Here is a 22,543-nt window from a genome sequence, read left to right as displayed (position 1 = left end):
ATGTTTGGACGGGCACGGCGGTGCTTTCCAGGGGGTGTTTCGGAAAGCGGCGCATTATAGGAAGGACGCGCGCGGAGTCCAGCGGCGCTTGAATCCCTCTCCCGCCCTGGGAGAGGGGGAGATTACGCGATGATATCCGGCAACATGCGGCTTTCCAGCAGCGTGATCTGGTCCTTCAGGGCAAGCTTGCGCTTCTTCAGCCGTTGCAGCTGAAGCTGGTCGAAGGGGGCTCGCTCCGACAGGCGCGCGATCACGTCGTCGAGATCGCGGTGCTCGCTCCTCAAGTCGGCGAGTTTCTGCTTCAGCATTTCCTGTTCGTTCATCGGGCGTCGCAGAGCTGGCGGGGCGGCGCGGACTGTAGCAGAAATCCAGCGTAGACGCATGGTGAAACCACTCCCCGTCCCGCCGGTTGACGCATGCGTGCCATTGCGAAGCGCCCGCGATCTTGTAACACTGCGTCCTTACCATCCGGGCGACCGCACACCCTCGCGACACGGGATACCATCATGACGGCAACCAAGCGCATCGGCATCCTCACCAGCGGCGGCGATTGCGCCGGCCTGAACGCGGTCATGCGGGCCGCGGTTCACCGCGCCTGCATCACCTACGGGTGGCAGGTCCTCGGCATCAAGGAAGGCACGCAGGGGCTGCTGAAGCGCCCGGTGCAGTATCAGGTGCTGGATCTGCCCATGGTCGACGGCAACATGATGCGCATGGGCGGCACCATCCTCGGCACCACCAACCGCGGCGACCCCTTCGCCTACCCCATGGGCGACGGCACCTTCAAGGACCGCTCGGACGAGATCATCGGCGGCTACCGCGAGCTGGGACTGGACGCGCTGATCGGCATCGGCGGCGACGGCAGCTTCGCCATCCTACGCAAGCTGGCGCAGAAGGGCGGGCTCAATCTGGTAGGCGTGCCGAAGACCATCGACAACGACCTGGGCGCCACCGAGGTCTCGGTCGGCTTCGACACCGCGGTCGGCGTGGCGGTCGAGGCGCTGGACCGGCTCCAGCCGACCGCGGCCAGCCACGCCCGCGTCATGGTGCTGGAGGTGATGGGGCGCGACGCCGGGCACATCGCCCTGTCGGCCGGCATCGCCGGCGGCGCCGACGTCATCCTGATCCCGGAGATCCCGTACTCCATCGACAAGATCGCCGAGAAGATGCGGCAGGTCCGCTCCACGGGGCGCAACTTCGGGCTGGTCGTCGTGTCGGAGGCGGTGAAGACCACCGACGGCGGCGAGGTCAAGAAGGTCTTCGAAGGCGGCGAGAAGCGCTATGGAGGCATCGGCGACTACATCGGCGAAAAGATCGCCCAGGCCACCGGCGCCGAGACCCGCGTCACCGTTCTGGGCCACGTGCAGCGCGGCTCGCCGCCCAGCCCGCGCGACCGTCTGGTGGCCTCGGCCTTCGGCGTGCACGCGGTGGACCTGATCGCCGAGGGCAAGTTCGACCGCATGGTGGCGTGGTCCAACCGCGGCGTAGTGGACGTGCCCATCCAGGAGGCCATCGAGCGCTACGCCTGCGTCGATCCCGACGGCACGCTGGTGAAGACCGCGCGCGGCCTGGGGATCAGCCTGGGGGATTGAGGAAAGCGTCAGTGCCCGGCGGCAAGGTGGTCGGACGCGATGGCGTCCTCCACCAGCGTCGCGCGGCCGACGTAGAAGACCGTGCAGCGCTTGCCACCGACGAGTTGCGTCAGCGCGGCGTGCCAGACGTCGCCGCGCGGGCTGATGATGCGCAGCAACAGCCCGTCGAGGTCGGGGCGCAGCTCGTAGCCGTCAACCGTCGGATTCGGATTCTTCGGCGCGAAGATCGCCTGGGGGATGGTGAGGGACTTGCCGTTCACATCCAGCTTGATGTCCTGCGCCCACGGGCAACTGTTGCCGCCGCCACCTTCCGCCCGAGCCTCCGGCGCAAACAGCGCCAGCGCCAACACCGCAACGCGCGCCCACCACAACCCCCGGCCGCCCATCTCAGCCGCCCATCTCAGCTGAACGCCGGGATGAAGGCGGACGTGCGCGGGTCGATGACCCAGAGGTCGCCGGTTTCCAGGTCGAACCACCAGCCGTGCAGGTGCAGCGTGCCCTCCTCCACCCGCTCGCGGATGAACGGGAAGGTCATCAGGTTCTCGACCGAGCCGCGCACCGCGGCGCGCTCGACCAGATGGGGCGAGTCCCGGAGCCACGCCGCGGCGGCCTGACGCTCGTCCACTGTCTCGCCCTCCTCGGCGGGGGTGAGGAAGCGCTCGCACGCGGACTGCGCGATGGACACCCAGGGGGCGATGAAGTTGCCCGGCGGCTGCTCGCCGGCCTGCATGCCGATCAGGCCGCGGATGCCGCCGCACTGCGCGTGACCCAGCACCACCACATGGCCCACCTCCAGCACGCTCACGGCATACTCGATGGCGGCCGAGGTGCCGTGGTAGTGGCCGTCGGGCTGGTAGGGCGGGACGAGGTTGGCGACGTTGCGCACCACGAACAGCTCGCCGGGCTCGGCCTGGGTGATCAGCGCGGGGTCGACGCGGGAGTCCGAGCAGCCGATCAGCAACACGTCGGGTTTTTGCCCATGCTCGACCAGCATGCGCATGCTCTCGGGATATTTTTCGTAGTAGCGGGCGCGGAATCCCTTGATCCCGGCCATCAACCGGCGGATCGCCTCGTGCGGTACGCTGAGCGCCATGGCTGTGCGTTCCCCTTGCGGTACAGTGCACTCAGCGGTGTAGTCGAATTCATACGAAACGCCAAGGCACAGAGTGTCAGATTCCAGCAATTTCCGGTTGGCCGATGTCCGGTCGGTCCGCCTCGCCCCAGCGCCGCACCGTTCCCGAATCCAGCCCGAACAGATCGAGCGCCCGCCCCACGGTGTGGTCGATCACATCGTCGAGGCTCTGCGGCCGGGTGTAGAAGGCCGGCACCGGCGGGGCGAGGACCGCCCCCATCTCCGCCAACTGCGTCATGGTGCGCAAATGGCCGACATGCAGCGGCGTCTCGCGCACCATCAGCACCAGCGGCCGGCGTTCCTTCAGCGTCACGTCGGCGGCGCGGGTCAGCAGGCTGGAGGTGACGCCGGTGGCGATCTCGCTCATGGAGCGGATCGAGCACGGGGCGACGATCATGCCCAGCGTGCGGAAACTGCCCGACGCGATGGCGGCGCCGATGTCGGCGGGGGAATAGTGCGCGGTGGCCAGCGCCCGCACGTCCGCGGCCTTGAGGTCGGTCTCGTGCGCCAGCGTCACCTCGGCGGCGCGGCTGAGGACAAGGTGGGATTCCACCGACATCCGGCGCAGCGTTTCCAGCAGGCGAACCCCGAGGATCACCCCCGAGGCCCCGCTGATGCCGACCACGAGACGGGTCGGGGGGAGACGGGCCGGAGGGCGGACAAAATGGCTCATGCCGCTGATGTAGCGCACGCTACCCCCTTCGTCCAGTATGGCCGACGCGTCCTTGATTCACCCTGTCGTCCGGCGGAGGATGACCGGTCCCGTGCCGTAGCGGGGCATATCCGCCAACATTCCGATGGAGGGCCGTCATGGCGTTTGAGGACCGGATCGAATCCCTGCGCATCAAGCATCAGGCACTCGAAGCCGCGCTCAAGACGGAATGCCAGCGACCCCACCCGGACGATTACACCCTCATCAACATCAAGAAAGAGAAGCTCCGCCTGAAGGACGAGATGAGCCGGCTGGAGCGGGCCTGACGGACGGAGAGCCGCCCCCGAATCGAAAACGGCGCGTCCGGGGACGCGCCGTTTTCGCTTTCAGAGCGCCAGGCTCAATGCTCGGCATGCTCGGAGTAGGAGTTGCCCTCCGCGTCGTCCGCGTCGGCGGCCTGCACCTCGCCGGGCGGGAGCGGGCCGCGGTGCTTGACGGCGATGGCCACCGCCTCTTCCAGCTCGCGCTGGGTGCACAGGCCGAGCATCACCGGGCTGCGCGGCTTGATGTTGGTGGCGTTCCAGTGCGAGCGTTCGCGCACCGCGGCGATGGTCGGCTTGGTGGTGCCGATCAGGCGGCTGATCTGCGCGTCCGACAGCTCGGGATGGGTCTTGACGACCCAGGCGATGGCATCCGGCTTGTCGCCACGCTTGGTGATCGGGGTGTAGCGCGGGCCCTTCGAACGGGCCACCGGCTGCGGCAGATCGACGACCAGCAGCTTGAGCCGCAAATCGGGGTTCTTCTCGCAACGCTCGATCTCGGCCTTGGTGAGCTGGCCGTTGGCGATCGGGTCGAGCCCCACCATGCCGACCGCCACCTCGCCATCGGCGATCGCCTGCACCTCAAGGTGATGCAGGCCGCAGAATGCGGCGATCTGCTCGAAGCTCAGCGCTGTGTTCTCGACCAGCCACACGGCCGTCGCTTTCGGCATCAAGGGCAGTGCCATCATCCCTCCTGACAAACTCAAGGCCGTACCGCAACCCGCCGGTGGGTGCGATCTCCGGCCTGCCTTCCCGATCGTGCGGACCCTATCCCCCCAATATGGGAGCGGAGTCCGCTTATGTAAGCGTACTAGGGTGGGATGCCGGAATGCCGACTCCCCATCCCCTGCTAAACTGAAGGGAAGGCTTTGGCAAGCCCGCGGTTCCATCCACAAAGGAGAACCAGTCAAAAAATAGCCGAAAGCGCCGTCCGTCTGCCGTCCGTGCCCCTGGATGCGGCAAACGCCGCTCCCTTCGCGTTGCATTCCCCGACACGGCGCGTAATATGTAATGAGGTAATGGAGAATGCAATGCGCTCCCATCAAGCAACTGTAACCAGCAAAGGCCAGGTGACCATCCCCGTCGAAGTGCGCCGCGCGCTCGGCTTGGCGGACGGCGGTCCGGTCGTGTTCACCAGCGAGGACGGTGTCGTCACGCTGCGCTCGGCACGCAAGCCGACCCTTACCGAGTTGCTGGCCGGGTTCGACCCAGCCAAACACCGTCATACGCCCGATGAGCGGGTATGGGACGATGCGCCGCGCGGTAAGGAAACCCTGTGATCCACACACCGGATCGTGGCGATGTGGTTTGGGTCGACTTCACGCCGCATGCCGGTCACGAAACGGCCGGACGGCATCCGGCGATCGTGCTCACGCCCGCTGCTTACGCCGTCGCTACCGGGCTTGTGCTTGTCGTTCCAGTCACCACAAAGGCGAAGGGCGGCACGTTCGAGGTGCCGATCGTTGGCGCACGCAAGGCAAAAGGCGTGGCACTCGCCAACGAACTGCGGACCATCGATTACGAAGCACGCAACACCGACCGATTCGATACCTGCCCGCAAGCCGTTCTGGACCGCATTCTCGACATCGCCTTCGCCCTTCTGAAGGGTGAATAGCCCCTACAGCGGCTGCTCCACCGTCAGCACGATCTTGCCCACGTGCGCGCTGGATTCCATCAGGCGGTGGGCTTCGGCGGCCTGCTCCAGCGGGAAGGTGGCGTGGATCACCGGCTTGACCGTGCCGGCCTCGATCAGTGGCCAGACCTTTTCGCGAATCGCCTGGGCAAGGCGGCCCTTCTCCTCCACCGTGCGGGCGCGCAGCGTCGAGCCGGTCAGCGTCAGCCGCTTGGCCATCACCGGGAACAGGTTCAGCGTCGTCTTCGGGCTGCGCAGGAACGCGATGGAGACGTGGCGGCCCTCGGGCGCCAGGACGTCGATATTGCGGGCGACGTAATCGCCGCCGACCATGTCCAGCACCACGTCGACGCCGCGGCCGCCGGTGGCCTCCTTGATGACGGCGACGAAGTCCTCTGTTTTGTAGTCGATGGCGCGGTCGGCACCGAGTTGCTCGCAGGCGCGGCACTTTTCGGGGCTGCCGGCGGTGGTGAAGACCGTGGCGCCGAACGCCTTGGCGAGCTGGATGGCGGTGGTGCCGATGCCGCTGGAGCCACCGTGCACCAGCAGCGTCTCGCCGCGCTTCAGCGCACCGCGCTCGAACACGTTGGTCCACACGGTGAAGAAGGTCTCGGGCAGCGCCGCCGCCTCGACCGCGCTCAGGCCCTTGGGGCTCGGGAGGACCTGCGGGGCGGGCACGACGCAGTATTGGGCGTAGCCGCCGCCGGCCACCAGCGCGCACACCTTGTCGTCGGCGGCCCAGTCCATGACGCCCTCGCCGATGGCGACGACGCGCCCCGCGATCTCCAGCCCCGGCAGGTCGGAGGCGCCGGGCGGCGGGTTGTAGTTGCCGGTCCGTTGCAGCACGTCCGGGCGGTTGACGCCGGCCGCCGCCACCTCCACCAGCACCTCGCCGGGGCCGGGGATCGGCGCCTGACGGGTGGTGGGGCGCAGCACCTCCGGCCCTCCGGGCTGGCTGATCTCGACGCAACGCATGGTGTCCGGAAGCGCGATTCCCATGGCTTTCCCCTTCTCCGACTGGCTGGCAGAAGGTAGAACTGACCGTCCGTACTGGCAAGGGATCGACAAGGGAGGGCAGCCATGGCCTTGGACACCGACGAGCTGGAACCACGCAAGCCGAAGGTGGCGCTGAAGGATCTGTCCACCCTGTCGGTGGGCGAGCTGAAGGACTACATCGCCGGCCTGGAGACGGAAATCGCCCGCGCCCGCACCTTCATCGACGCCAAGGAAGCCCACAAGAACGCGGCGGAGGCGTTCTTCAAGAAGGGTTGAAGCGGAAAGGGGGGCCGGGCGCTCCCCCTCGTTCTTTCCTCAGCGCTCCCCGACCAGATCGCGGTAGCAGTGCCACGACGCATGCCCGATCAGCGGGAAGGCGATGGCGAGGCCGAGGAAGCCGGTGGCGATGCCGGCGGCGGTGAACAGCGCGATCAGCGCGGCCCACACCAGCATCGCCCGGCCGTTGTGGCGGACCGCCTCGGCGCTGGTCGCCATGGCGGTGAAGACGTCGGTCTCGCGGTCCAGCAGCATGGGCAGCGACACCACGCTAATGGCGAACACGGCGGTAGCGATGACGGCGCCCAGGACGGTGCCGGTCAGCAGGAAGGGGATCGTCTCGGCCGAGAAGAAGATGCGGTCCACCAGTTGGTCCAGGGCCGGCGGGGCCGACGAGTAGAAGATGGCGAACACCAGGAAGGCGACGCGGATCCACGCCAGCAGCGCCAGCATCAGCACCACCCCCATGCCGGCGATCTGCGAGGCGTTGCGCTGGTAGGCGCCAAGCACCGCGTGCGGCGTCACCGGCTCGCCGCGCTCCATGAGGCGGCTGCTCTCATAGAGGCCGACGGCCAGCACCGGCCCCAACAGCATGAACCCGGCGGCCATCGGCAGCACGAGGTACTGCATCTCCCACATGGCGAGCCCGGCGACCAGCACGAAGCTGGAGAGCACCGCCAGCACCCCATAGAACGCGCTGACCAGCGGAGCCGCGCACATGTCGCGCCAGCCGGCGGCCAGCCACACCCACGGACGCCCGGTGTCGATGGCGTGCAGACGCGGCACGGCGGTGTTTTGGTTGGCGCTGGGCCGATTGGCGCCGGGTTGGTTGGCGTTGGGCTGGGGGGCGCGGTGCGTGGTGAGATCGACCATAGTGCCATCTCCTGCCGGTTGGGGCGGGGCGCGCCCTTCCATACGGTCAAGATAGCAAAGCACCGCACCGTGCGCCAGATTGTCGCACCCGCAGACAGTCGGCCTTCCCTTTTGTTTTATAGGGGTTTTTTGCCGCATTACTCCGAAAGAGTCGCGGTCCTATGACGCTCAGTCATCGCGCTTCTTGCCGTCCAAATCATGGCGGGAACGCTCCTCCTCCAGGCGGCGGGCCTGGGTCTCGGCCTTGGGGCGGCCGAATCGGATGCGGTTCTCTTCGGCCTGCCGCTCGTGCTCGACGCGCGCCTGCGCTTTGCGGTAGCGGTTCAGATTGACGACATCGCCCATAGGTATGCCCTCCGGGCGCCACGGGCGCCGCTTTCGGCAAAGCCGCGGTCTTGCCGCGGTGTTGCCCGATTTGCTTGTTCTTTCCGGGACGGATACCTTAGCGGAAGACGACAGGGGCGAGAAGCCTCGCGCATCAGGGGCGGTGGAGATCCGGTGAAGAAGACGCTCATCACGCTGCTGATCCTCGCGGTGGTCCTGGTGGCCGCCGTGCTGGCGGTCCCCAGCTTCATCGACTGGAACGCCTACAAGGCGGAGATCGCCCGGCGCATCGGCGCGGCTACCGGCCGCACCGTGGAGATCAACGGCGCCGTCCGCCTGTCGCTGCTGCCGACGCCCACCGTATCGGTGCGCGACGCCCGCCTGTCCAACGCGCCGGGGGCCGCCGAACCCGACATGATCCGGCTGAAGGGGCTGGACGCCACGGTGGCGTTCTGGCCGCTGCTGGAGGGCAAGGTGGCGGTGGAGAGCGTCACCCTGGTCGAGCCGGTGCTGGCGACCGAGGTGCTGCCCGATGGCCGGCTGAACTGGGACCTGTCCACGGCGCGGGGAACCGCTCCCGAGGCCGGCGGCCGGCCAGGCGAGGGACTCGGCGGCGTAGTGCGGTTCGACGACGTGCAGATCCGCCGCGGCACCATCCTCTACCGCGACGCCTCCGGCCGCACCGAGCGCGCCGAGAACGTCGACGCCCGCGTCGTCGCCAACAGCCTCGTCGGGCCGTTCCAGGTGCAGGGCACCTTCACGTGGCGCGGCGCCCCGCTGCGCGGTGAGCTGATCTTCGGCCCCATCGTCGAGGGCATGGCGGTGCCGCTGCGCACCACCATCGGCATGGCCGACGGCGACGCCACGCTGCGCCTTGCCGGCACGGTCGGCGGCCTGCTGTCGCTCAATGTCCGCGCCGAGGGCAGCGACCTCGCCCGCGTGGTGGACACCCTGCGTGGTGAGGGCCCGGCGGCCCCGACGGTGCTGGCGCAGCCCTTCGCCCTGCGCGCCGTGGTCGAGGCTGGGGCCAACGGCGCTTACGCCTTCAACGGGCTGGAGGCGCAGCTCGGCAACACGCGGGCCACCGGCAGCGCCGGCCTGCGCCTGAAACCGGCACCGGATCTGGCGCTGACGCTGGCGGTCAACCGGCTGGACCTCGACGCGTGGCTGCATCAGGCGGCTCTCCCGGCGCCGCGTCCGACCAACGCGAAGGGCAGCGGCCCGGCCATGCCGCCGGCAGCGGCCGCGCCGGATCTTGCGCTGCCCACCGACGTGACCGGCCACCTGGACCTGTCGGTGGAGGGCATCGGCTACAACGGCGGGCTGATCCGCCAGTTGCGGGTGGAAGCGGCGCTGGCCGGCGGCACGCTCAACCTCGACCGGGTCAGCGCGCTGCTGCCCGGCGGTTCGGACATCGTCGCCGCCGGGTCGCTCACCGCGGCCGGCGGGCCGCCGTCGCTGGATGTGCGGGTGGAGGCCAACGCCGACAATCTGCGCGGCCTGCTCGACTGGCTGAAGATCGATGCCGGCGCGGTGCCGCCCGACCGGCTGCGCAAGGCCTCGCTGGCGGCGCACGCCCAGGGCCGGCGCGACAAGATGGAGGTGACGGGCATCGACCTGCGCCTCGACAGCAGCCGCCTGACCGGCGGAATCGCCTATGTGGACCGTGGCCGGCCGGCCTTCGGCGTGCGCGCCGAGGTGGACCGGCTGGTCCTCGACCCCTACCTGCCCGCGTTCCGAGGCGCCGGGCTGAAGGGGAACGCCCCCACCGCTGCCGACGCCGGCGCGGCAGGCCCGGTGCCGCCAGCGCTCGACCGGCTGCTGCGCGCGGTGGACGCCAACCTCGACCTCACCGTGGCCCAACTCACCGTGCAGGGCTTGCCGGTGCAGGGGCTGCACCTGGACGCCACCGCCAACAGCGGCACGCTGACCGTGCGGGACGCCAGCGTCGGCGACATGGCCGGCGTGACGGCGCAGGCCACCGGGCAGATCGGCGGCCTGTCGCCGCTGCGCATCACGCACCTGACCTTCACCGCCGGGGCCGACAGTCTGGTCGGCCTGCCGAAGATCGTCCACTGGCCGGCGAACGCCCCGGCGCCTGAGCGCGTCGGCCCGGTCAAGGCGCAGGGCCGTCTTGCCGGCGACCTGGAGAAGCTGGCGGTCGAGCTGAACCTCGCCGCCCTTGGCGGCACGCTGGATGCCGGCGGCACCGTCGCCGATGTGCAGCGCACCGCCAGCGCCGACCTCAAGCTGCGCGCCACCCACCCGGAACTGGCGCGGCTGGCCTCGCTGTTCGCCGACAGCGCCGAGCCGGTGCGCGATGTCGGCCCGCTCGACCTCTACGCGGAGGCCGCGGGCTCGGCCAAGGCGTTCACGCTGTCCAACATGCAGGGACTCATCGCCGGCACGGCGTTGCGCGGTGGCGCCCAGGTCGACCTCGCAGGGTCCAAGCCGCGGGTGCAGGCCGAGGTGCAGACCGGCGACCTCGATCTCGACCATCTGCCAGCCGCCCCGGCGGCGGCCTCGCGCCCGGCGGGCGGGGCTCCGGCCGGTGGCGGTGGCGAGTCCGTGGGCGGCGACGCGCTGGATTTCGGCTGGCTGCGCGGCTTCGACGGGCGGCTCGGCCTGACCTCGGCCGCCATCGTCGCCGAGGGCACGCGCATCGAGCGGCCGGCCCTGCGCGCCAGCGTCGAGGGCGGCGTGCTGACGCTGGAGCAACTCGACGGCGGGGTGCTCGGCGGGCAGGTCGGCGCCACCGGGCGCCTGACGGCCGAGGGCAATGCGGCGAAGGGTGAGCTGAACGTCACGCTGGTCAAGGCGAAGCTGGCCGAGGCGTTCGGCGGTGGCGCCTTGGATATCGCCGGCGGCACCCTCGATCTCGACCTGGAACTGAACACCGCCGGTGCCAGCCGCGCCGCGATGATGCAGGCCCTGTCCGGCAAGGGCACGCTGCACGCCCGCGACGGCGTGGTGCGCGGCTTCGACCTGGGCGTGCTGCGCGACCGCCTGACCCACGTGGAACGGCCGCAGGACGCGCTTCCGGCGGTGCTCGGGGCGCTCCAGGGCGGTGAGAGCCGCTTCGGCCGGATGGACGGAACCTTCGCCATCGAGCGCGGCGTGGCGCGCACCGGGGATCTGCGCCTGATCTCCGACCTGGGCGAGGCCACGGCGGTGGGACAGGTGAGCCTGCCGGCACGGACCATCGACATGCGCGTGCGCGTCGCCGCGCGGTCGAACGAGCCGTTGCCGCCGGTCAGCCTGCGCCTCACCGGCCCGCTCGACCAGCCGACGCGCAGCTTCGAGATGCAGGAGGTTCAGGAGTTCCTCGCCCAGCGCGCCGCGGCGGCGCTGGTGGACAAGGTGGCGCCTGCCGTGCCGGTGCCGGCACCGGGCGGGGCGGCCACCCCGCAGGACGTCATCCGCGGCGTGCTGGAGGGCCTGAAGCGCTGAACCGGTCTTGCGTGACAGCAACGAACAACAACGGGGAGGAACGAACATGCTGAAGGGTAAGGTGGCGGTGGTCACGGGGTCCACCAGCGGCATCGGGCTGGGCATCGCGCGAGCGCTGGGACAGGCCGGGGCCGATCTGGTGCTCAACGGGTTCGGCGACGCGGCGGCCATCGAGGCGCTGCGCTCCTCGCTGGAAAGCGATTGCGGCGTGCGGGTCACCTACCACGGCGCCGACCTCGCCACGGCGGCCGGCGTCGAGGCGCTGATCCGCCACGCGGAGACGACGCTCGGCGCCGTGGACATCCTGGTCAACAACGCCGGCATCCAGCACGTGGCGCCGGTGGAGGACTTCCCGATCGAGCGCTGGGACGCGGTGATCGCCATCAACCTGTCGGCGGTGTTCCACGGCACGCGCTGCGCCCTGCCCGGCATGAAGGCGCGCGGTTGGGGGCGGATCGTCAACATCGCCTCGGCGCACGGCCTGGTGGCCTCGGCGCAGAAATCGGCCTATGTGGCGGCCAAGCACGGCGTCGTCGGCCTGACCAAGACGGTGGCGCTGGAGACCGCCGGCACGGGCGTGACCTGCAACGCCATCTGCCCGGGCTGGGTGCTGACGCCCTTGGTGCAGAAGCAGATCGACGCGCTGGCGGCGACCAAGGGCCTGAGCAACGAGGCGGCCGGGCGCGAATTGCTGAGCGCCAAGCAGCCGTCCGGGCAGTTCGTGACGCCGGAACAGCTGGGCGGGCTGGCGGTGTTCCTGTGCTCCGACGCCGCCGCGCAGATGACCGGCGCGTCGCTGCCGATGGACGGGGCCTGGACGGCGCAATAGGGCTTGATGAACGTCAAGCCCGTGCGTGCCACGGGCCATCATACTGACGCCACGATGCGGAGTGCGTGACGTTGGGCTGGTGGCCCAACCTACCGGCTCGCGCGGTTCACGGTAGGGTGGGCCACCGGCCCAACGTTGGGAGCTGATCGTCGATGAAAATCGTTTTCGTAGCCGCCGCGTTCGCGGCGTCTCTCACCCTCGGCACCGCCCAGGCGCAGGAGGCGAAGAAGCCGCCGCAGATGCGGGTGATCGACCTGCTGATGCTCGGCGAGGGGACCGTCGCCGGCACCGTCACGCGCGTCGGCGCCAAGTACGTCTCGCTCAGCGACGGGCAGCAGACGGTGGACGTCCCCAGCAAGGAGTTCGTCTTCGACGGCCTTAAGGAAGGCGACCGGCTCACCGTGACCGGCACCGCCAGCCACGGCACCCTCAAGCCCTCGGAAATCCTGCGCGGGGACGGGACGCCGCTGCCGAAGCGCGAAGCGAAGTAGGCCCCCGCCCTACGCCGCGCGCACCTTGTTGAGGAAGCCCGTCACCTCGTTGCGCAGCATGTCGGCCTGACGGGCCAATTCGCGCGATGCGGTCAGCACGGCGTCGGCGGCGCTGCCGGTCTTGTCGGCCGCCGTCGTCACCTCGGCGATGTTGCGCATGACGTCCTGCGTGCCCTCGGCGGCGTGGTTGACGTTCTGCGCGATCTCGCGGGTCGCCGAACCCTGCTGCTGCATCGCCTCGGCGATGCCGGTCACCGTGTGGCTGATCGTCGCCACCGCGTCGGAAATCGTGCGGATCGCCTCCACCGCACCGCCGGTCGCCGCCTGCATCTCCGACACCTGGGCGGAAATCTCCTCGGTCGCCTTGGCGGTCTGGCCGGCGAGGTTCTTGACCTCCGTCGCCACCACGGCGAAGCCCTTGCCGGCCTCACCGGCGCGCGCCGCCTCGATGGTGGCGTTCAGCGCCAGCAGGTTGGTCTGCTCGGCGATCTCCTGGATCAGGCCGACCACGTCGCCGATGCGCTGGGCGGCGGTGGACAGGCCCTGCACGGCGGAGTTGGTCTGCTTGGCCTTGTCGGCGGCGTCCATGGCCGCCTGCGAGGAGGCGGTGAGCTGGCGCGAGATCTCGGCGATGGAGGCCGACAGCTCCTCTGCCGCCGCCGCCACCGTCTGCACGTTGTTGGTGGCCTGCTGCGAGGCGCTGGCGACCGCGGTGGACTTGGCGGTGGTCAGCGCCGCGTCCGACGACATCTCCTGCGCGTCGCGGCCGAGTTCGCCGGCCGACGCGGTCAGCGAGGTCACGACGCCGGACACCGCCTGCTCGAAACCGTTGGCAAACTCGTTCATGGTGCGGCGGCGGTCGGCGTCGATCTGCCGGCGCATGCTCTCGCGCTCCTCCTCCATGTGCCGCATCTCCAGCGCGTTCTCCTTGAACACGCGCAGCGCGTCGGCGACATGGCGCAGTTCGTCCTTGCGCTCGCCGCCGGGGATCTCCACCGACAGGTCGCCCTCGGCCAGCTTGTCCATGGCGTGGGTCATGGCGTGCAGCGGCACGGTGATCGCCCGGTCGATGACCCAGGCCAGGGCACCGCCCAGCAGCAGCGCCACCAGCGACCCCAGCGTGATGACCAGCGTCGCGTTGGCCCGGCCGCTCTCGCGGTCCTCGCGCTGCATGGAAACCAGCCGCGCCGCCTGATCGCTGACCGTGCCGGCGGCCCGGGCCATGGCGGCCAGCGCGGTGCGCTGGTTCTCGGTGGTGGTCACCAGCGCCGCGAATTCCTTGTCGAAGGCTTGCGCCGCGGTCGTGGCGCCGCCGACCAGCGTCTTGCCCCCGGCGTCCACCAGCAGCTTGCCGGCCTCCGCCGCGAGGTCCAGCGTGTCCTTCACGGCCAGCGCCGCGGCGGCGCGGGCGGGGTCGCCGCCCTTCAGGCGGTAGTCGCGCTCGGCCAGCATGGCGGCCTGGGCGCTCTGCATCATGCGCATGGCAATGCCGCGCAGCAGCACCGCCTCGTTCACCTCGGCCTGGGCGAAGCCTGCCGCGTCCTGCAACGCGCCGGAGACGGCGGTCTGGTTCTCCTGCATCTCGCGGACCAGCGCCTGCACCTGCTCGGCCTGCTTCTCCAGCACGACGATGCGGGCCTGGAACGTCTCGGAATCCTCGCCGCGCGACGACTGGGTGGTCTGCTCGGCGATGGTGTCGCGGTAGGCGCGCACCGCGGCGGCGATGTTGTCGCCCAACTCCTCGTCGTTGGTGCCGGCCACCTCGCCCTTCACCGCCTCGGCGTCCTCCAGCAGGGCGTTCAGCACCTTGACGGTGCCGTTGGCGAAGGCGCGGGTGCGGGTGCGGGCGAACTCGCTTTGCAGGCGGCGGGCCTCCAGAAGCTGTTCGATCATGCGGTCGGCGCGGCCGGCGGTCTCGCGGCTGTGCTTAGCGGCGGCGGAGGCGTCGTTGAGGCTGACCATGTTATGGTCGTAGCGCTCCGACTGCTCCTTGCCGATCTTCTCGGCGACCTCGCGCAGTTCCTTGGCGCGGGCGGCCATGGTCTGCGTGCGCTTGCCGGCCTCGGCGTCCTGCGCCACGAAGTTGGCGAAGGCGGTGCGGTAGCCGTCGATGCCGGCAAGGATCTCGTCCACCAGCCGGGCGCCGTCGGCGCCGTCCAGCGCGGTGCGGGTCTCCTGCGCCTCCTGGCGCAGCGTGTCGAGCATGCCGGGGACGGCGGCGGAAGCAGCGGAGTCACGCTCGGTGACGAAGCGCGCCTCTTCCAGCCGCACGCTCTTCAGCCGGGCATCCAGTTCCGCCGTGTGGGCCGCTAAGTCCACGCGTCCGGCATAGGTTCGCAAGCTGTTCCAGCCGACGAAGGCGACCGCCACCGTCAGCAGCAGCACGGTCGCGAAACCGAGCGCAATACGCGTACCAATAGTCATAACTGCGGGCTCCCCCCCGGCGTGTGCGGCCTCCGCCGCGTCTTTTTATAGCGTTAAAGGGTTAAAGTCTGGTTTTTCATACGACGGGACGCCGCAGAAAACCAGTTGGCTCAGCGTGGTCACGGCCTTCGCCAGGGGTGGAACCGGGGGTCAGAAACGGTCCGCCATCCAGGGCCGCGGACCCGCGAAAAGCTTAGCGGCCAAGGCAATTCCGGCCTCGCAGCCCTCCAGCAGCCCCATCCGCGCCAGCGCCGCCGCCCCGAGATGGCCGGTGTAGAGTGGCGCCAGTGCGGCAACTGGTAGCACCACGTCGGCCGACCCGGCCCCCGTCACGCGCTGCACGTCCCCCCTCCCCTGCCCCACCGACAGCCGGAAACGGCCATGATTGCCGGCCAGCAGCGGGTCGGCGACGTCCAGCACCAGCGTGCCTTCCACCTCCGGCGGGTAGCCGCGCCGACTCAGCGCCCGCTCGACGTCCACCACGCGCGCCAGCCACTCGTCCCACTCGTCGATCTCGACACCCGCGTCGGCGGCGAGGTGGACCAGCGGGTCCTCCGGCCCGCCGGGCCAGACGACGCGCTCCACCTGGGCGCGGTAACCGGCGAGGAAGCTCAGCACCCGGCGCGCGGCGCGCCGGCCGTGCACGCAGACGTCGACTACCACCAGCCGCCCGTCCGCCGGCGGCAGCACCGCGACGTAGCCCTCCGGCCCGTCCGGTCCATCGGCGACGAAGACATCGGCCGCCTGCTCGTCGCCGGGCTTGAGCAGCAGCGTCCAGCGCGCCTCGTCGCGCTCCACCAGACCGTTGGAAGACCGCGCCTCGCGCCGCCGCAGCGCCGCCAGCGCGTCAGCGTCCAGCGGGGCGTCCAGCGGGTCGAGGCGCCGCAGGCCGTCCGCGCGGCCCGAGGCCAGCACGGACGGAGCCGCCCGGTAGTTGATGGCGCTGCCGGCGCGCGCGTAGCCGACCTTGGCATAGAGCGGCAGCGTGGCGGCGTAGAGGACGGACAGCCCGCAGCCCTCGGCCTGCGCCTCGCGCAGGATGCCGGCCATCATGGCGCCGCCCAGCCCGCTGCCGCGCGCCGCCGGATCGACCGCCATGGCCGCCACCGCGCGGGACGGCACCGGCTGGCCGCCGAACCACTGGTCCGTCGTCCACACCGCGGCACACGCCACCGGCCGCCCATCCTGGCGCAACACGCGGAACGCCCCGTCGTCCAGCAGGTCGCGGAAGCGCAGCAGGTCGTCCCGCGGGATGCCGAAGCCCTGGCGCACCAGATAGGCGACGGCGTCCAGGTCGTCCGGCCGGAACAGGTCGTAGGCGGGGCCAACGGAGATGGGGCCGGTAGGCATCGGCCGCGCCTTACAGCCCCTTCGCCTGCTCGCGCAGCACGAACTTCTGGATCTTGCCGGTGGAGGTCTTGGGCAGGGGCGAGAACACCACGGTGCGCGGGCACTTGAAGTGCGCCAGATTGGCGCGGCACCACGCGATGATGTCCTCCTCGGTGACGGTCGAGCCCTCCTTCAGCGTGACGAAGGCGCAGGGCGTCTCGCCCCACTTCTCGTCGGCGCGGGCCACCACCGCCGCCTCGACCACCTCGGGGTGCTTGTACAGCACGCCCTCGACCTCGATGGTCGAGATGTTCTCGCCGCCGGAGATGATGATGTCCTTCGAGCGGTCCTTGATCTGGATGTAGCCGTCCGCGTGCCAGACGCCCAGGTCGCCGGTGTGGAACCAGTCGCCGGCGAACGCCTCGTGGGTGGCGCGCGGGTTCTTCAGGTAGCCCTTCATCACCGTGTTGCCGCGCATGAAGATCTCGCCCATGGTCTCGCCGTCCTTGGGCACGGGCTGGAGCGAGACGGGGTCGGCGACCATCAGCCCCTCCAGCGTGACGTAGGCGACGCCCTGGCGCGCCTTCAGCGTGGCGCGCTCGTCCAGCGGCAGGGCGTTCCACTCCTCGTGCCACGCGCAGATGGTGACCGGGCCGTACACCTCGGTCAGCCCGTAGACGTGCGCGACCTCGATGCCCATGCGCTCCATCTTCTCGATCACCGCGGCCGGCGGGGCGGCACCGGCGGTCATCATGCGGATGCCGGCGGGCAGTTCGCGGCGCTGGTCGTCCGGGGCGTTGCAGATCAGGCCCATGATGATCGGCGCGCCGCACAGGTGGGTGACGCCGTGGTCGGCCATGTTGTCATAGATGGCCTTGGCCGTGATGGTGCGCAGGCAGACGTGGGTGCCGGCCATGGCGGTGACCGTCCACGGGAAGCACCAGCCATTGCAGTGGAACATCGGCAGTGTCCACAGATACACGGGGTGGTGCGGCATCGCCCAGGTGGCGATGTTGCCCATGGCGTTCAGGTAGGCGCCGCGGTGGTGATAGACGACGCCCTTGGGATTGCCGGTGGTGCCGGAGGTGTAGTTGAGCGCGATGGCCTCCCACTCCTCGGGCGGCATGCGCCACGCGAAGGCCGGGTCGCCGGTTTCCAGGAACTGCTCGTAGGTCTGCTCGCCGATCAGCGTGCCGCCCTTGGCCTGGGGGTCGTCGATGTCGATGACGATGGGCCGGCGCGCGGCGTCCATGCGGTCCAGCGCCGCGGAGATCACGCCCGAGAATTCCCGGTCGGTGATCAGCACCTTGGCCTCGCCGTGTTCGAGGATGAAGGCCAGCGCCTCGGCGTCCAGGCGGATGTTCAGCGCGTTCAGCACGGCGCCGATCATCGCCGGGCCGAAATGCGCCTCGAAAATCTCGGGGATGTTGGGCGCCATGACCGCCACCGTGTCGCCGACGCCGATGCCCCGCTTCGCCAGCGCCGAGGCGAGGCGCACGCAACGCTCGTAGGTCTCGGCCCAGGTGCGGCGGACCGGGCCGTGGATGATCGCGGTGCGGTTCGGGAAGACCGCCGCGGTGCGGCGCAGGAAGGAGAGCGGCGTCAGCGGCGTGGTGTTGGCCGCGTTCTGGTCGAGATCGGTCTCGTACGGATTGCGCGTGGTGCCCGGCATGGCGGTCCTCCCCTGACCCGTGTTGGTTCGTTGGCGGGGAGTCTTGCAGAGAATGGCAGAACGTGGAAGGGGGGAGGCGTCAATCGGTCGCCGGGACCCTGTGGCGCATGGCTCGGGGCCGTGCGCCACAGGGGGCTCATTACTTGGCTTCAGTGGACGCGGGCGCCGGAGTCTCGGCGGGTGCGGCCGGAGCCGCCGCGGGCTCTGCCGCCGCAACTGGAGCCGGGGCTGGAGCGGGGGCCGCCACTGGCGCGGCTTCCGGCGCGGCCGGGGGAGCGACCGCAGCCGGGGCCGCCGCGGGCGCTTCCGCCGCCGGAGCCGGAACCGGAGCGGCAACGGGCGCCGGTTCCGCCGGCGCCGCCGCCGGGGTGGGACTTGCCGCGGCAGGCTCGGCCGGGGGCGGAGCCGCCGGAGCAGCGGCGGTCGGGGGCGAAGCGGCCGGCTCGGCCGGGGCAGCGGCGGCTGGAGCCGGAGGCGCGGGCTCAGCCGGGGCGGGAGTTGCGGGAGCTGCCTCGGCGGCCGGAGCCGGAGCAACGGCGGGCGCCGCGACCGGGGCAGGAGCCGGCGGCGGTTCCGGCGCGACCGGCGTGGCGGCCGGAGATTCCGGGGTGGGTGCCGCGACCGGGGCCGGGGCCGGCGGCGGCTCCGGGGCGGCGGCGGGGGTGGGAGCGGGTGCCGCAACCGGCACGGGGGCCGGAGCCGGCGCCGCAGCCGGGGCCGGCGGCGTGGCGGCTTCGGCGGCGAGGGCGGCGTCGACGCAGCTGGAAAGCCCGGCCAGCGCCTTGCGGGCTCCGGCGAGCGGGAAGGTGGCGCTCGCCTTGCCGGCCTTCACGAACAGTTCGCGACCGGCGCGCAGACCGCCGACCAGATCGGCGTCCCGCGTCAGGTCGAGGACGATCCCCTCACCGGCGACGACGGGCACCTCGACCGGAGCGCCGCGTCCCTTGTCGATGCCGACCCGGACGGTTTCCTTGCCGCCCGCGGCCAACGCCCAGTCGGGATGGGTGGCGCTGAGGAACAGCGAGCGGGCGCGGTCCTGCGAGAATTTCAGCACGCCGCCATCGGCGAGGGTACGGACGACGGCACAACGCGCCAGCTTGCCATCGGCACCGACGGCGCGGGTGGCGCTCCACCCTTTGGCATCCCCTGCCTTGACCCCGTCGATCGCCACCGAGTCGACGCGCTGTGCCAGCGCCGTACCCGAAACGGTCGCCATGAGCATGACGCTCCAGAAAGCCGCCACCTGTCGCATAGGCCGATATCCCCCAAATTGGTTCCCTCAAAAGAGGTACCCAAGCCATCGACCCAAGTCAAAGTATAGGAGCCGGCATCGACGCGCACGTCGGCCCCGGCTATTGTGGCCTCCCGCTGAATGCCCGCACTTTGTGAAGAGGAAGGACATGAGCCCGTCACCATCGACGATCCGGCTGCCGCCGGCCTCGGGGGGAAGCGCCAAGCGCCTCGTGGTGTTCCTGCACGGGGTGGGGAGCGACGGCGCCGATCTGGCGCCGCTGGCCCGGATGTGGCAGAGCGCGCTGCCCGACGCCGCCATGGCCGTGCCGGACGGCCCCCTGCCCTTCGACCTCGGCCCCGTCGGGCGGCAGTGGTTCAGCGTCGATGGCGTCACCCCGGCGAACCGGGCGCACCGCGTGGCGGACGCCGTCCCGGCCTTCGACCGCGTGTTGGCCGGGGAACTGGCCTGGGCCGGCGTCGGGCCGGAGGCACTGATTCTCGTCGGCTTCTCGCAAGGGTCCATCATGGCGCTCGACGCCGTCGCCACCGGCCGTTGGCAGCCATCGGCGGTCGTGGCCTACGCCGGGCGACTCGCTCGGCGGCCGCCGGAGGGGATCGTCGCCGGCACCCGCGTGCTGCTGGCGCACGGCGCCGCCGACCCGGTCATTCCCGTCGAGGAAATGGAGATCGCCGCCCAGGCGTTGCGCCAAGCGGGCTTCACCGTGGAGACGCGGGTGGAACCCGGCGTCGGCCACACCATCACGCAGAGCGAAGCGCAGGCCGGCGCCGACTTCCTGCGGGGTCAGGTCTCCAGCACGTAGGTGCCGGGCGCGTCGCCGAGCGGGGGATTCGCCGCACGTCCGAGCGGCGGCGGCTTGCCCTTCCGGCCCGACCGCTCGGCCAGCCACGCCGTCCAGTCCGTCCACCAGCTGCCGCCGTGCGCGGTGGCGGCCTCGCGCCACGCCTGCGCGGTGGCGGCGGGTTCGGCAGCGTCATTGATCCAATAGGTGCCCTTGCCGCCGGGCGGGTTGATGATCCCCGCGATGTGCCCGCTGGACGCCAGCACATAGCGCACCTTGCTGTGTTCCAGCAGTTGGGTGACGCGCCACGCGGCGTCCCAGGGCACGATGTGGTCCTTCTCCGCACCGACCGCGTAGACGTCCTGTGGGATGCGGCCGAGGTCGATGGCTTCTCCCTTCAGCGTGATCCGGCCCGGCTCGATCAGGTTGTTTTCGACGTAGGTGTTGCGCAGGTACCAGCTGTGCGCCGCCCGCGCCATGCGGGTGCCGTCGCTGTTCCAGTACAGCAGGTCGAAGGCCGGCGCCTTGTTGCCCATGAGGTAGTTGTTGACGACGTTCGACCAGATCAGGTCGTTGGAGCGCAGGAGGTTGAACATGTTGCTCATCTCCCGGCTGTCGAGATAGCCGCGCTCCATCATCTGCTGTTCGATGAAGTCGATGGTCGGCTCGCCCAGGAACACCGCGGTGTCGCCGACGTGGGAGAAATCCTGCAACGACACCATGAAGGTGGCGGCGTTGAACCGGGTGTCGCCCTTCGCCGCGAGCCACGCCAGCGTCATGGCGAGCAGCGTGCCGCCGATGCAGTACCCCATCACGTTGAGGGACTTGGCCCCGGTGATCTCCCTCACCATTTCGGCGGCCTCCAGCGGGCCGAGGTCCATATAGTCCTCGAAGCTGGTCTCGTCCATCGAGGCGTCGGGGTTCTTCCACGAGACCATGAACACCGTGAAGCCCTGCTCGACCAGATGGCGCACCATCGAGTTCTTCGGCTGCAAATCGAGGATGTAGTACTTGTTGATCCAGGGCGGAATGATGAGCAGCGGCACCGCGTGCACCGCTCCACCCGCCGGCTGGTACTGGATCAGCTCGATCAGGCGGTTGCGATGGATCACCTTGCCTGGGGTCATCGCCAGATTGCGCCCCGGCGCGAAGGCCGTGGCATCCACCATGCTCAGGCGGCCTTCCTTCAGGTCCGAGAGCAGGTTGCGCGCGCCGTCGGCGAGGCTGACGCCCCCGGTTTCCATGACCCGGCGCAACGCGGCGGGGTTGGAGAACAGCAGCAGCGTCGGGCTCGTCGCATCGACGAACTGGCGGAGATGGAAGGTCAGCCGCTGCCGTTCCCGGTCGTCGAGGCCGTCGGCGTGCTCACCCTGGTCCAGCAGCCAGTCGGAGGCCAGCAGGTACATCTCCTTGAGCGTGCGGTAGGCCGGGTTGGCGTGCCACTCCGGCGCGGCGAAGCGCTTGTCGGTCTCGGCCGGCGGCGCGGCGCCGTCGCCGATGCCCCACCAGCGGCGGCCGGCGTCGTTCCACGCCTCCATGGCCGATTGCCACTGGGCCGTCTGGACATCGGCGGCCTTCTGGACGGTCTTGCCGGGCCGGCCGAGCGACAGGACCCACACGGTCCGCAGCGCGCGGGCGACTTCCGCCCAATCGACCGGGACGATGGTGCGGAACGGGTTGGCGTTCCATAAATCGTCGATGGAACGGAGCAACGGGTCCTTGGCCAGGATATCGTTGAGGTGCCGGGTTCCGCCCTCCAGCATGGTGCCGAGGAGATCGTCGGGCGTGACCTGCCACCAGGGCTTGCCCGCGCCGCCCCAGTCCCGGATGGCACCGGCGCTGGACTCCATCCAGGACGTCCAGAGGCCCAGCGCCATGTCGGGCCTCAAGGGGAACTGGTCCGGGTGCCCCTGGTTGTGACGATCCTTGCCCCTGCCGGTGCCCATGGCACGTCCTCCGTTGTTCGTCCCGGACGGTGCTTCCGGTCAGTGGTGCGCGTAGACCGAGTTGCCTTGCGGCGAGCCGAACAGGATGACGTCGTACGGCTGGCCGGGATTGTCCATTCCGGGCGCGGACTGCGGCATGCCCGGAGCCGAGAGCCCCTTGGCCCGCGGGCGTTCGGCCAGCAGCCGCCGCACGTCGCTGGCGGGTACGTGGCCTTCGATGACATAGCCGTCGACGACGGCGGTGTGGCAGGAGACGAGCCGGTCGGGCACGCCGTTGGCGGCCTTCACCGGGTCGACGTCCTCGACCGTGTGGACCTTCACGGAGAAGCCGGAGGACTGCATGTGCTTCACCCAGCCCTCGCAGCAGCCGCAGGTGCGGGCCTTCCAGACCTCGACCTCCTGAGCGGCGGCCGGGGCGCTGCCCAGCAGGGCCGGCCCGCCCAGCAATGCGCCGCCGAGCAGCAGGCCCATCATCATCCTTCTGACCGTCGATCGCGACCCACAACGCATGGTGAACACCCCGCCATTTTCGCTGAAGCCGGTCCCGCACGTCCGTGCGCACCAGCCGTTT

Annotated in this window: 23 protein-coding genes; 9 read left to right on the top strand and 14 right to left on the bottom strand. The window is 70.2% G+C overall.

Annotation, left to right across the window (positions count from 1 at the left end; all coding sequences use genetic code 11):
• Window positions 1-122: 122 nt before the first annotated feature.
• Window positions 123-323, bottom strand: coding sequence for a YdcH family protein (locus ACSVDD_RS07930; RefSeq protein WP_448188790.1), 201 nt, complete (start codon window positions 321-323; stop codon window positions 123-125).
• Window positions 324-506: 183 nt separating this feature from the next.
• Here ACSVDD_RS07930 and ACSVDD_RS07925 point away from each other — a divergent pair, with 183 nt between their 5' ends.
• The gene (locus tag ACSVDD_RS07925; protein WP_448188789.1) at window positions 507-1,592 is read left to right on the top strand and encodes an ATP-dependent 6-phosphofructokinase; all 1,086 of its coding nucleotides are present in this window, start codon (window positions 507-509) and stop codon (window positions 1,590-1,592) included.
• 8 nt (window positions 1,593-1,600) lie between these two features.
• Here the strand turns inward: ACSVDD_RS07925 and ACSVDD_RS07920 are convergent, their stop codons facing one another.
• The 3 genes from ACSVDD_RS07920 to ACSVDD_RS07910 form a co-directional block, all read right to left on the bottom strand.
• Window positions 1,601-1,978, bottom strand: a complete 378-nt coding sequence (locus tag ACSVDD_RS07920; protein ID WP_448188788.1) for a hypothetical protein — start codon at window positions 1,976-1,978, stop codon at window positions 1,601-1,603.
• Between the two features lie 14 nt (window positions 1,979-1,992).
• Window positions 1,993-2,685: a carbonic anhydrase gene (locus ACSVDD_RS07915; protein WP_448188787.1), complete on the bottom strand. Its 693-nt coding sequence runs from the start codon at window positions 2,683-2,685 to the stop codon at window positions 1,993-1,995.
• A gap of 76 nt (window positions 2,686-2,761) precedes the next feature.
• On the bottom strand, window positions 2,762-3,397 hold the full coding sequence (locus ACSVDD_RS07910) for a UbiX family flavin prenyltransferase (protein WP_448189149.1): 636 nt from the start codon (window positions 3,395-3,397) through the stop codon (window positions 2,762-2,764).
• A 137-nt stretch (window positions 3,398-3,534) separates the two neighbouring features.
• Between ACSVDD_RS07910 and ACSVDD_RS07905 the strand changes: the two genes are divergently transcribed.
• Window positions 3,535-3,702, top strand: a complete 168-nt coding sequence (locus ACSVDD_RS07905) for a YdcH family protein (protein WP_448188786.1) — start codon at window positions 3,535-3,537, stop codon at window positions 3,700-3,702.
• 74 nt (window positions 3,703-3,776) lie between these two features.
• Here ACSVDD_RS07905 and ACSVDD_RS07900 read toward each other — a convergent pair whose 3' ends face one another.
• The gene (locus ACSVDD_RS07900; protein WP_448188785.1) at window positions 3,777-4,382 is read right to left on the bottom strand and encodes a DUF1013 domain-containing protein; all 606 of its coding nucleotides are present in this window, start codon (window positions 4,380-4,382) and stop codon (window positions 3,777-3,779) included.
• A 333-nt stretch (window positions 4,383-4,715) separates the two neighbouring features.
• Between ACSVDD_RS07900 and ACSVDD_RS07895 the strand changes: the two genes are divergently transcribed.
• Together ACSVDD_RS07895 and ACSVDD_RS07890 are read left to right on the top strand one after the other, a co-directional pair.
• Window positions 4,716-4,976, top strand: a complete 261-nt coding sequence (locus ACSVDD_RS07895) for an AbrB/MazE/SpoVT family DNA-binding domain-containing protein (RefSeq protein WP_448188784.1) — start codon at window positions 4,716-4,718, stop codon at window positions 4,974-4,976.
• Window positions 4,973-5,311, top strand: a complete 339-nt coding sequence (locus ACSVDD_RS07890; RefSeq protein WP_448188783.1) for a type II toxin-antitoxin system PemK/MazF family toxin — start codon at window positions 4,973-4,975, stop codon at window positions 5,309-5,311. The genes ACSVDD_RS07895 and ACSVDD_RS07890 overlap by 4 nt, the downstream gene beginning before the upstream one ends.
• Window positions 5,312-5,314: 3 nt before the next feature.
• Here ACSVDD_RS07890 and ACSVDD_RS07885 read toward each other — a convergent pair whose 3' ends face one another.
• Window positions 5,315-6,328 (bottom strand): NAD(P)H-quinone oxidoreductase, encoded by a 1,014-nt coding sequence (locus tag ACSVDD_RS07885; protein ID WP_448188782.1) that lies wholly within the window; start codon window positions 6,326-6,328, stop codon window positions 5,315-5,317.
• Between the two features lie 81 nt (window positions 6,329-6,409).
• Here ACSVDD_RS07885 and ACSVDD_RS07880 point away from each other — a divergent pair, with 81 nt between their 5' ends.
• Window positions 6,410-6,601, top strand: coding sequence for a DUF1192 domain-containing protein (locus tag ACSVDD_RS07880; RefSeq protein WP_448188781.1), 192 nt, complete (start codon window positions 6,410-6,412; stop codon window positions 6,599-6,601).
• A gap of 39 nt (window positions 6,602-6,640) precedes the next feature.
• Here ACSVDD_RS07880 and ACSVDD_RS07875 read toward each other — a convergent pair whose 3' ends face one another.
• Both ACSVDD_RS07875 and ACSVDD_RS07870 read right to left on the bottom strand, forming a co-directional pair.
• A complete protein-coding gene (locus ACSVDD_RS07875) occupies window positions 6,641-7,474 on the bottom strand; it encodes a DUF2189 domain-containing protein (RefSeq protein ID WP_448188780.1) in 834 nt (277 codons plus the stop codon).
• Window positions 7,475-7,642: 168 nt separating this feature from the next.
• A complete protein-coding gene (locus tag ACSVDD_RS07870) occupies window positions 7,643-7,819 on the bottom strand; it encodes a DUF4169 family protein (protein ID WP_448188779.1) in 177 nt (58 codons plus the stop codon).
• A 153-nt stretch (window positions 7,820-7,972) separates the two neighbouring features.
• Between ACSVDD_RS07870 and ACSVDD_RS07865 the strand changes: the two genes are divergently transcribed.
• The 3 genes from ACSVDD_RS07865 (at window position 7,973) to ACSVDD_RS07855 (ending at window position 12,568) form a co-directional block, all read left to right on the top strand.
• On the top strand, window positions 7,973-11,248 hold the full coding sequence (locus ACSVDD_RS07865) for an AsmA family protein (RefSeq protein ID WP_448188778.1): 3,276 nt from the start codon (window positions 7,973-7,975) through the stop codon (window positions 11,246-11,248).
• Window positions 11,249-11,294: 46 nt separating this feature from the next.
• Window positions 11,295-12,077 carry a 3-hydroxybutyrate dehydrogenase gene (locus tag ACSVDD_RS07860; RefSeq protein ID WP_448188777.1) on the top strand — a complete coding sequence of 261 codons (783 nt, stop codon included), beginning with the start codon at window positions 11,295-11,297 and terminating at the stop codon, window positions 12,075-12,077.
• A gap of 152 nt (window positions 12,078-12,229) precedes the next feature.
• On the top strand, window positions 12,230-12,568 hold the full coding sequence (locus ACSVDD_RS07855) for an OB-fold nucleic acid binding domain-containing protein (protein WP_448188776.1): 339 nt from the start codon (window positions 12,230-12,232) through the stop codon (window positions 12,566-12,568).
• Window positions 12,569-12,577: 9 nt separating this feature from the next.
• Here the strand turns inward: ACSVDD_RS07855 and ACSVDD_RS07850 are convergent, their stop codons facing one another.
• The 4 genes from ACSVDD_RS07850 to ACSVDD_RS07835 all read right to left on the bottom strand — a co-directional run bounded on the left by ACSVDD_RS07850 (window position 12,578) and on the right by ACSVDD_RS07835 (window position 19,209).
• The gene (locus ACSVDD_RS07850; RefSeq protein ID WP_448188775.1) at window positions 12,578-14,992 is read right to left on the bottom strand and encodes a methyl-accepting chemotaxis protein; all 2,415 of its coding nucleotides are present in this window, start codon (window positions 14,990-14,992) and stop codon (window positions 12,578-12,580) included.
• 150 nt (window positions 14,993-15,142) lie between these two features.
• Window positions 15,143-16,342, bottom strand: a complete 1,200-nt coding sequence (locus ACSVDD_RS07845) for a GNAT family N-acetyltransferase (protein ID WP_448188774.1) — start codon at window positions 16,340-16,342, stop codon at window positions 15,143-15,145.
• Between the two features lie 10 nt (window positions 16,343-16,352).
• A complete protein-coding gene (locus ACSVDD_RS07840) occupies window positions 16,353-17,993 on the bottom strand; it encodes an acyl-CoA synthetase (protein WP_448188773.1) in 1,641 nt (546 codons plus the stop codon).
• A gap of 139 nt (window positions 17,994-18,132) precedes the next feature.
• Window positions 18,133-19,209 (bottom strand): hypothetical protein, encoded by a 1,077-nt coding sequence (locus ACSVDD_RS07835; protein ID WP_448188772.1) that lies wholly within the window; start codon window positions 19,207-19,209, stop codon window positions 18,133-18,135.
• A 184-nt stretch (window positions 19,210-19,393) separates the two neighbouring features.
• Between ACSVDD_RS07835 and ACSVDD_RS07830 the strand changes: the two genes are divergently transcribed.
• Entirely contained in the window at window positions 19,394-20,047 is a 654-nt protein-coding gene (locus ACSVDD_RS07830) for an alpha/beta hydrolase (RefSeq protein ID WP_448188771.1), read from the top strand.
• Here ACSVDD_RS07830 and ACSVDD_RS07825 read toward each other — a convergent pair.
• Together ACSVDD_RS07825 and ACSVDD_RS07820 are read right to left on the bottom strand one after the other, a co-directional pair.
• Window positions 20,029-21,972, bottom strand: coding sequence for a PHA/PHB synthase family protein (locus tag ACSVDD_RS07825; RefSeq protein ID WP_448188770.1), 1,944 nt, complete (start codon window positions 21,970-21,972; stop codon window positions 20,029-20,031). The genes ACSVDD_RS07830 and ACSVDD_RS07825 overlap by 19 nt on opposite strands.
• A gap of 39 nt (window positions 21,973-22,011) precedes the next feature.
• Complete coding sequence (locus ACSVDD_RS07820) at window positions 22,012-22,443, bottom strand: DUF411 domain-containing protein (RefSeq protein WP_448188769.1); 432 nt, start codon at window positions 22,441-22,443, stop codon at window positions 22,012-22,014.
• Window positions 22,444-22,543 lie beyond the last annotated feature (100 nt).

Source organism: Azospirillum terrae (assembly GCF_053470425.1).
Note: the sequence above shows the minus strand (reverse complement) of the source record. Positions and strands in the feature narration are given on the sequence as shown.

Bases quoted from the DNA above. Each gene is read 5' to 3' on its own strand.
- ACSVDD_RS07930 (WP_448188790.1), bottom strand. From the start codon at position 323: ATGAACGAACAGGAAATGCTGAAGCAGAAACTCGCCGACTTGAGGAGC.
- ACSVDD_RS07925 (WP_448188789.1), top strand. From the start codon at position 507: ATGACGGCAACCAAGCGCATCGGCATCCTCACCAGCGGCGGCGATTGC.
- ACSVDD_RS07920 (WP_448188788.1), bottom strand. From the start codon at position 1,978: ATGGGCGGCCGGGGGTTGTGGTGGGCGCGCGTTGCGGTGTTGGCGCTG.
- ACSVDD_RS07915 (WP_448188787.1), bottom strand. From the start codon at position 2,685: ATGGCGCTCAGCGTACCGCACGAGGCGATCCGCCGGTTGATGGCCGGG.
- ACSVDD_RS07910 (WP_448189149.1), bottom strand. From the start codon at position 3,397: ATGAGCCATTTTGTCCGCCCTCCGGCCCGTCTCCCCCCGACCCGTCTC.
- ACSVDD_RS07905 (WP_448188786.1), top strand. From the start codon at position 3,535: ATGGCGTTTGAGGACCGGATCGAATCCCTGCGCATCAAGCATCAGGCA.
- ACSVDD_RS07900 (WP_448188785.1), bottom strand. From the start codon at position 4,382: ATGGCACTGCCCTTGATGCCGAAAGCGACGGCCGTGTGGCTGGTCGAG.
- ACSVDD_RS07895 (WP_448188784.1), top strand. From the start codon at position 4,716: ATGGAGAATGCAATGCGCTCCCATCAAGCAACTGTAACCAGCAAAGGC.
- ACSVDD_RS07885 (WP_448188782.1), bottom strand. From the start codon at position 6,328: ATGGGAATCGCGCTTCCGGACACCATGCGTTGCGTCGAGATCAGCCAG.
- ACSVDD_RS07880 (WP_448188781.1), top strand. From the start codon at position 6,410: ATGGCCTTGGACACCGACGAGCTGGAACCACGCAAGCCGAAGGTGGCG.
- ACSVDD_RS07875 (WP_448188780.1), bottom strand. From the start codon at position 7,474: ATGGTCGATCTCACCACGCACCGCGCCCCCCAGCCCAACGCCAACCAA.
- ACSVDD_RS07870 (WP_448188779.1), bottom strand. From the start codon at position 7,819: ATGGGCGATGTCGTCAATCTGAACCGCTACCGCAAAGCGCAGGCGCGC.
- ACSVDD_RS07860 (WP_448188777.1), top strand. From the start codon at position 11,295: ATGCTGAAGGGTAAGGTGGCGGTGGTCACGGGGTCCACCAGCGGCATC.
- ACSVDD_RS07855 (WP_448188776.1), top strand. From the start codon at position 12,230: ATGAAAATCGTTTTCGTAGCCGCCGCGTTCGCGGCGTCTCTCACCCTC.
- ACSVDD_RS07850 (WP_448188775.1), bottom strand. From the start codon at position 14,992: ATGACTATTGGTACGCGTATTGCGCTCGGTTTCGCGACCGTGCTGCTG.
- ACSVDD_RS07845 (WP_448188774.1), bottom strand. From the start codon at position 16,342: ATGCCTACCGGCCCCATCTCCGTTGGCCCCGCCTACGACCTGTTCCGG.
- ACSVDD_RS07840 (WP_448188773.1), bottom strand. From the start codon at position 17,993: ATGCCGGGCACCACGCGCAATCCGTACGAGACCGATCTCGACCAGAAC.
- ACSVDD_RS07835 (WP_448188772.1), bottom strand. From the start codon at position 19,209: ATGGCGACCGTTTCGGGTACGGCGCTGGCACAGCGCGTCGACTCGGTG.
- ACSVDD_RS07830 (WP_448188771.1), top strand. From the start codon at position 19,394: ATGAGCCCGTCACCATCGACGATCCGGCTGCCGCCGGCCTCGGGGGGA.
- ACSVDD_RS07825 (WP_448188770.1), bottom strand. From the start codon at position 21,972: ATGGGCACCGGCAGGGGCAAGGATCGTCACAACCAGGGGCACCCGGAC.
- ACSVDD_RS07820 (WP_448188769.1), bottom strand. From the start codon at position 22,443: ATGGGCCTGCTGCTCGGCGGCGCATTGCTGGGCGGGCCGGCCCTGCTG.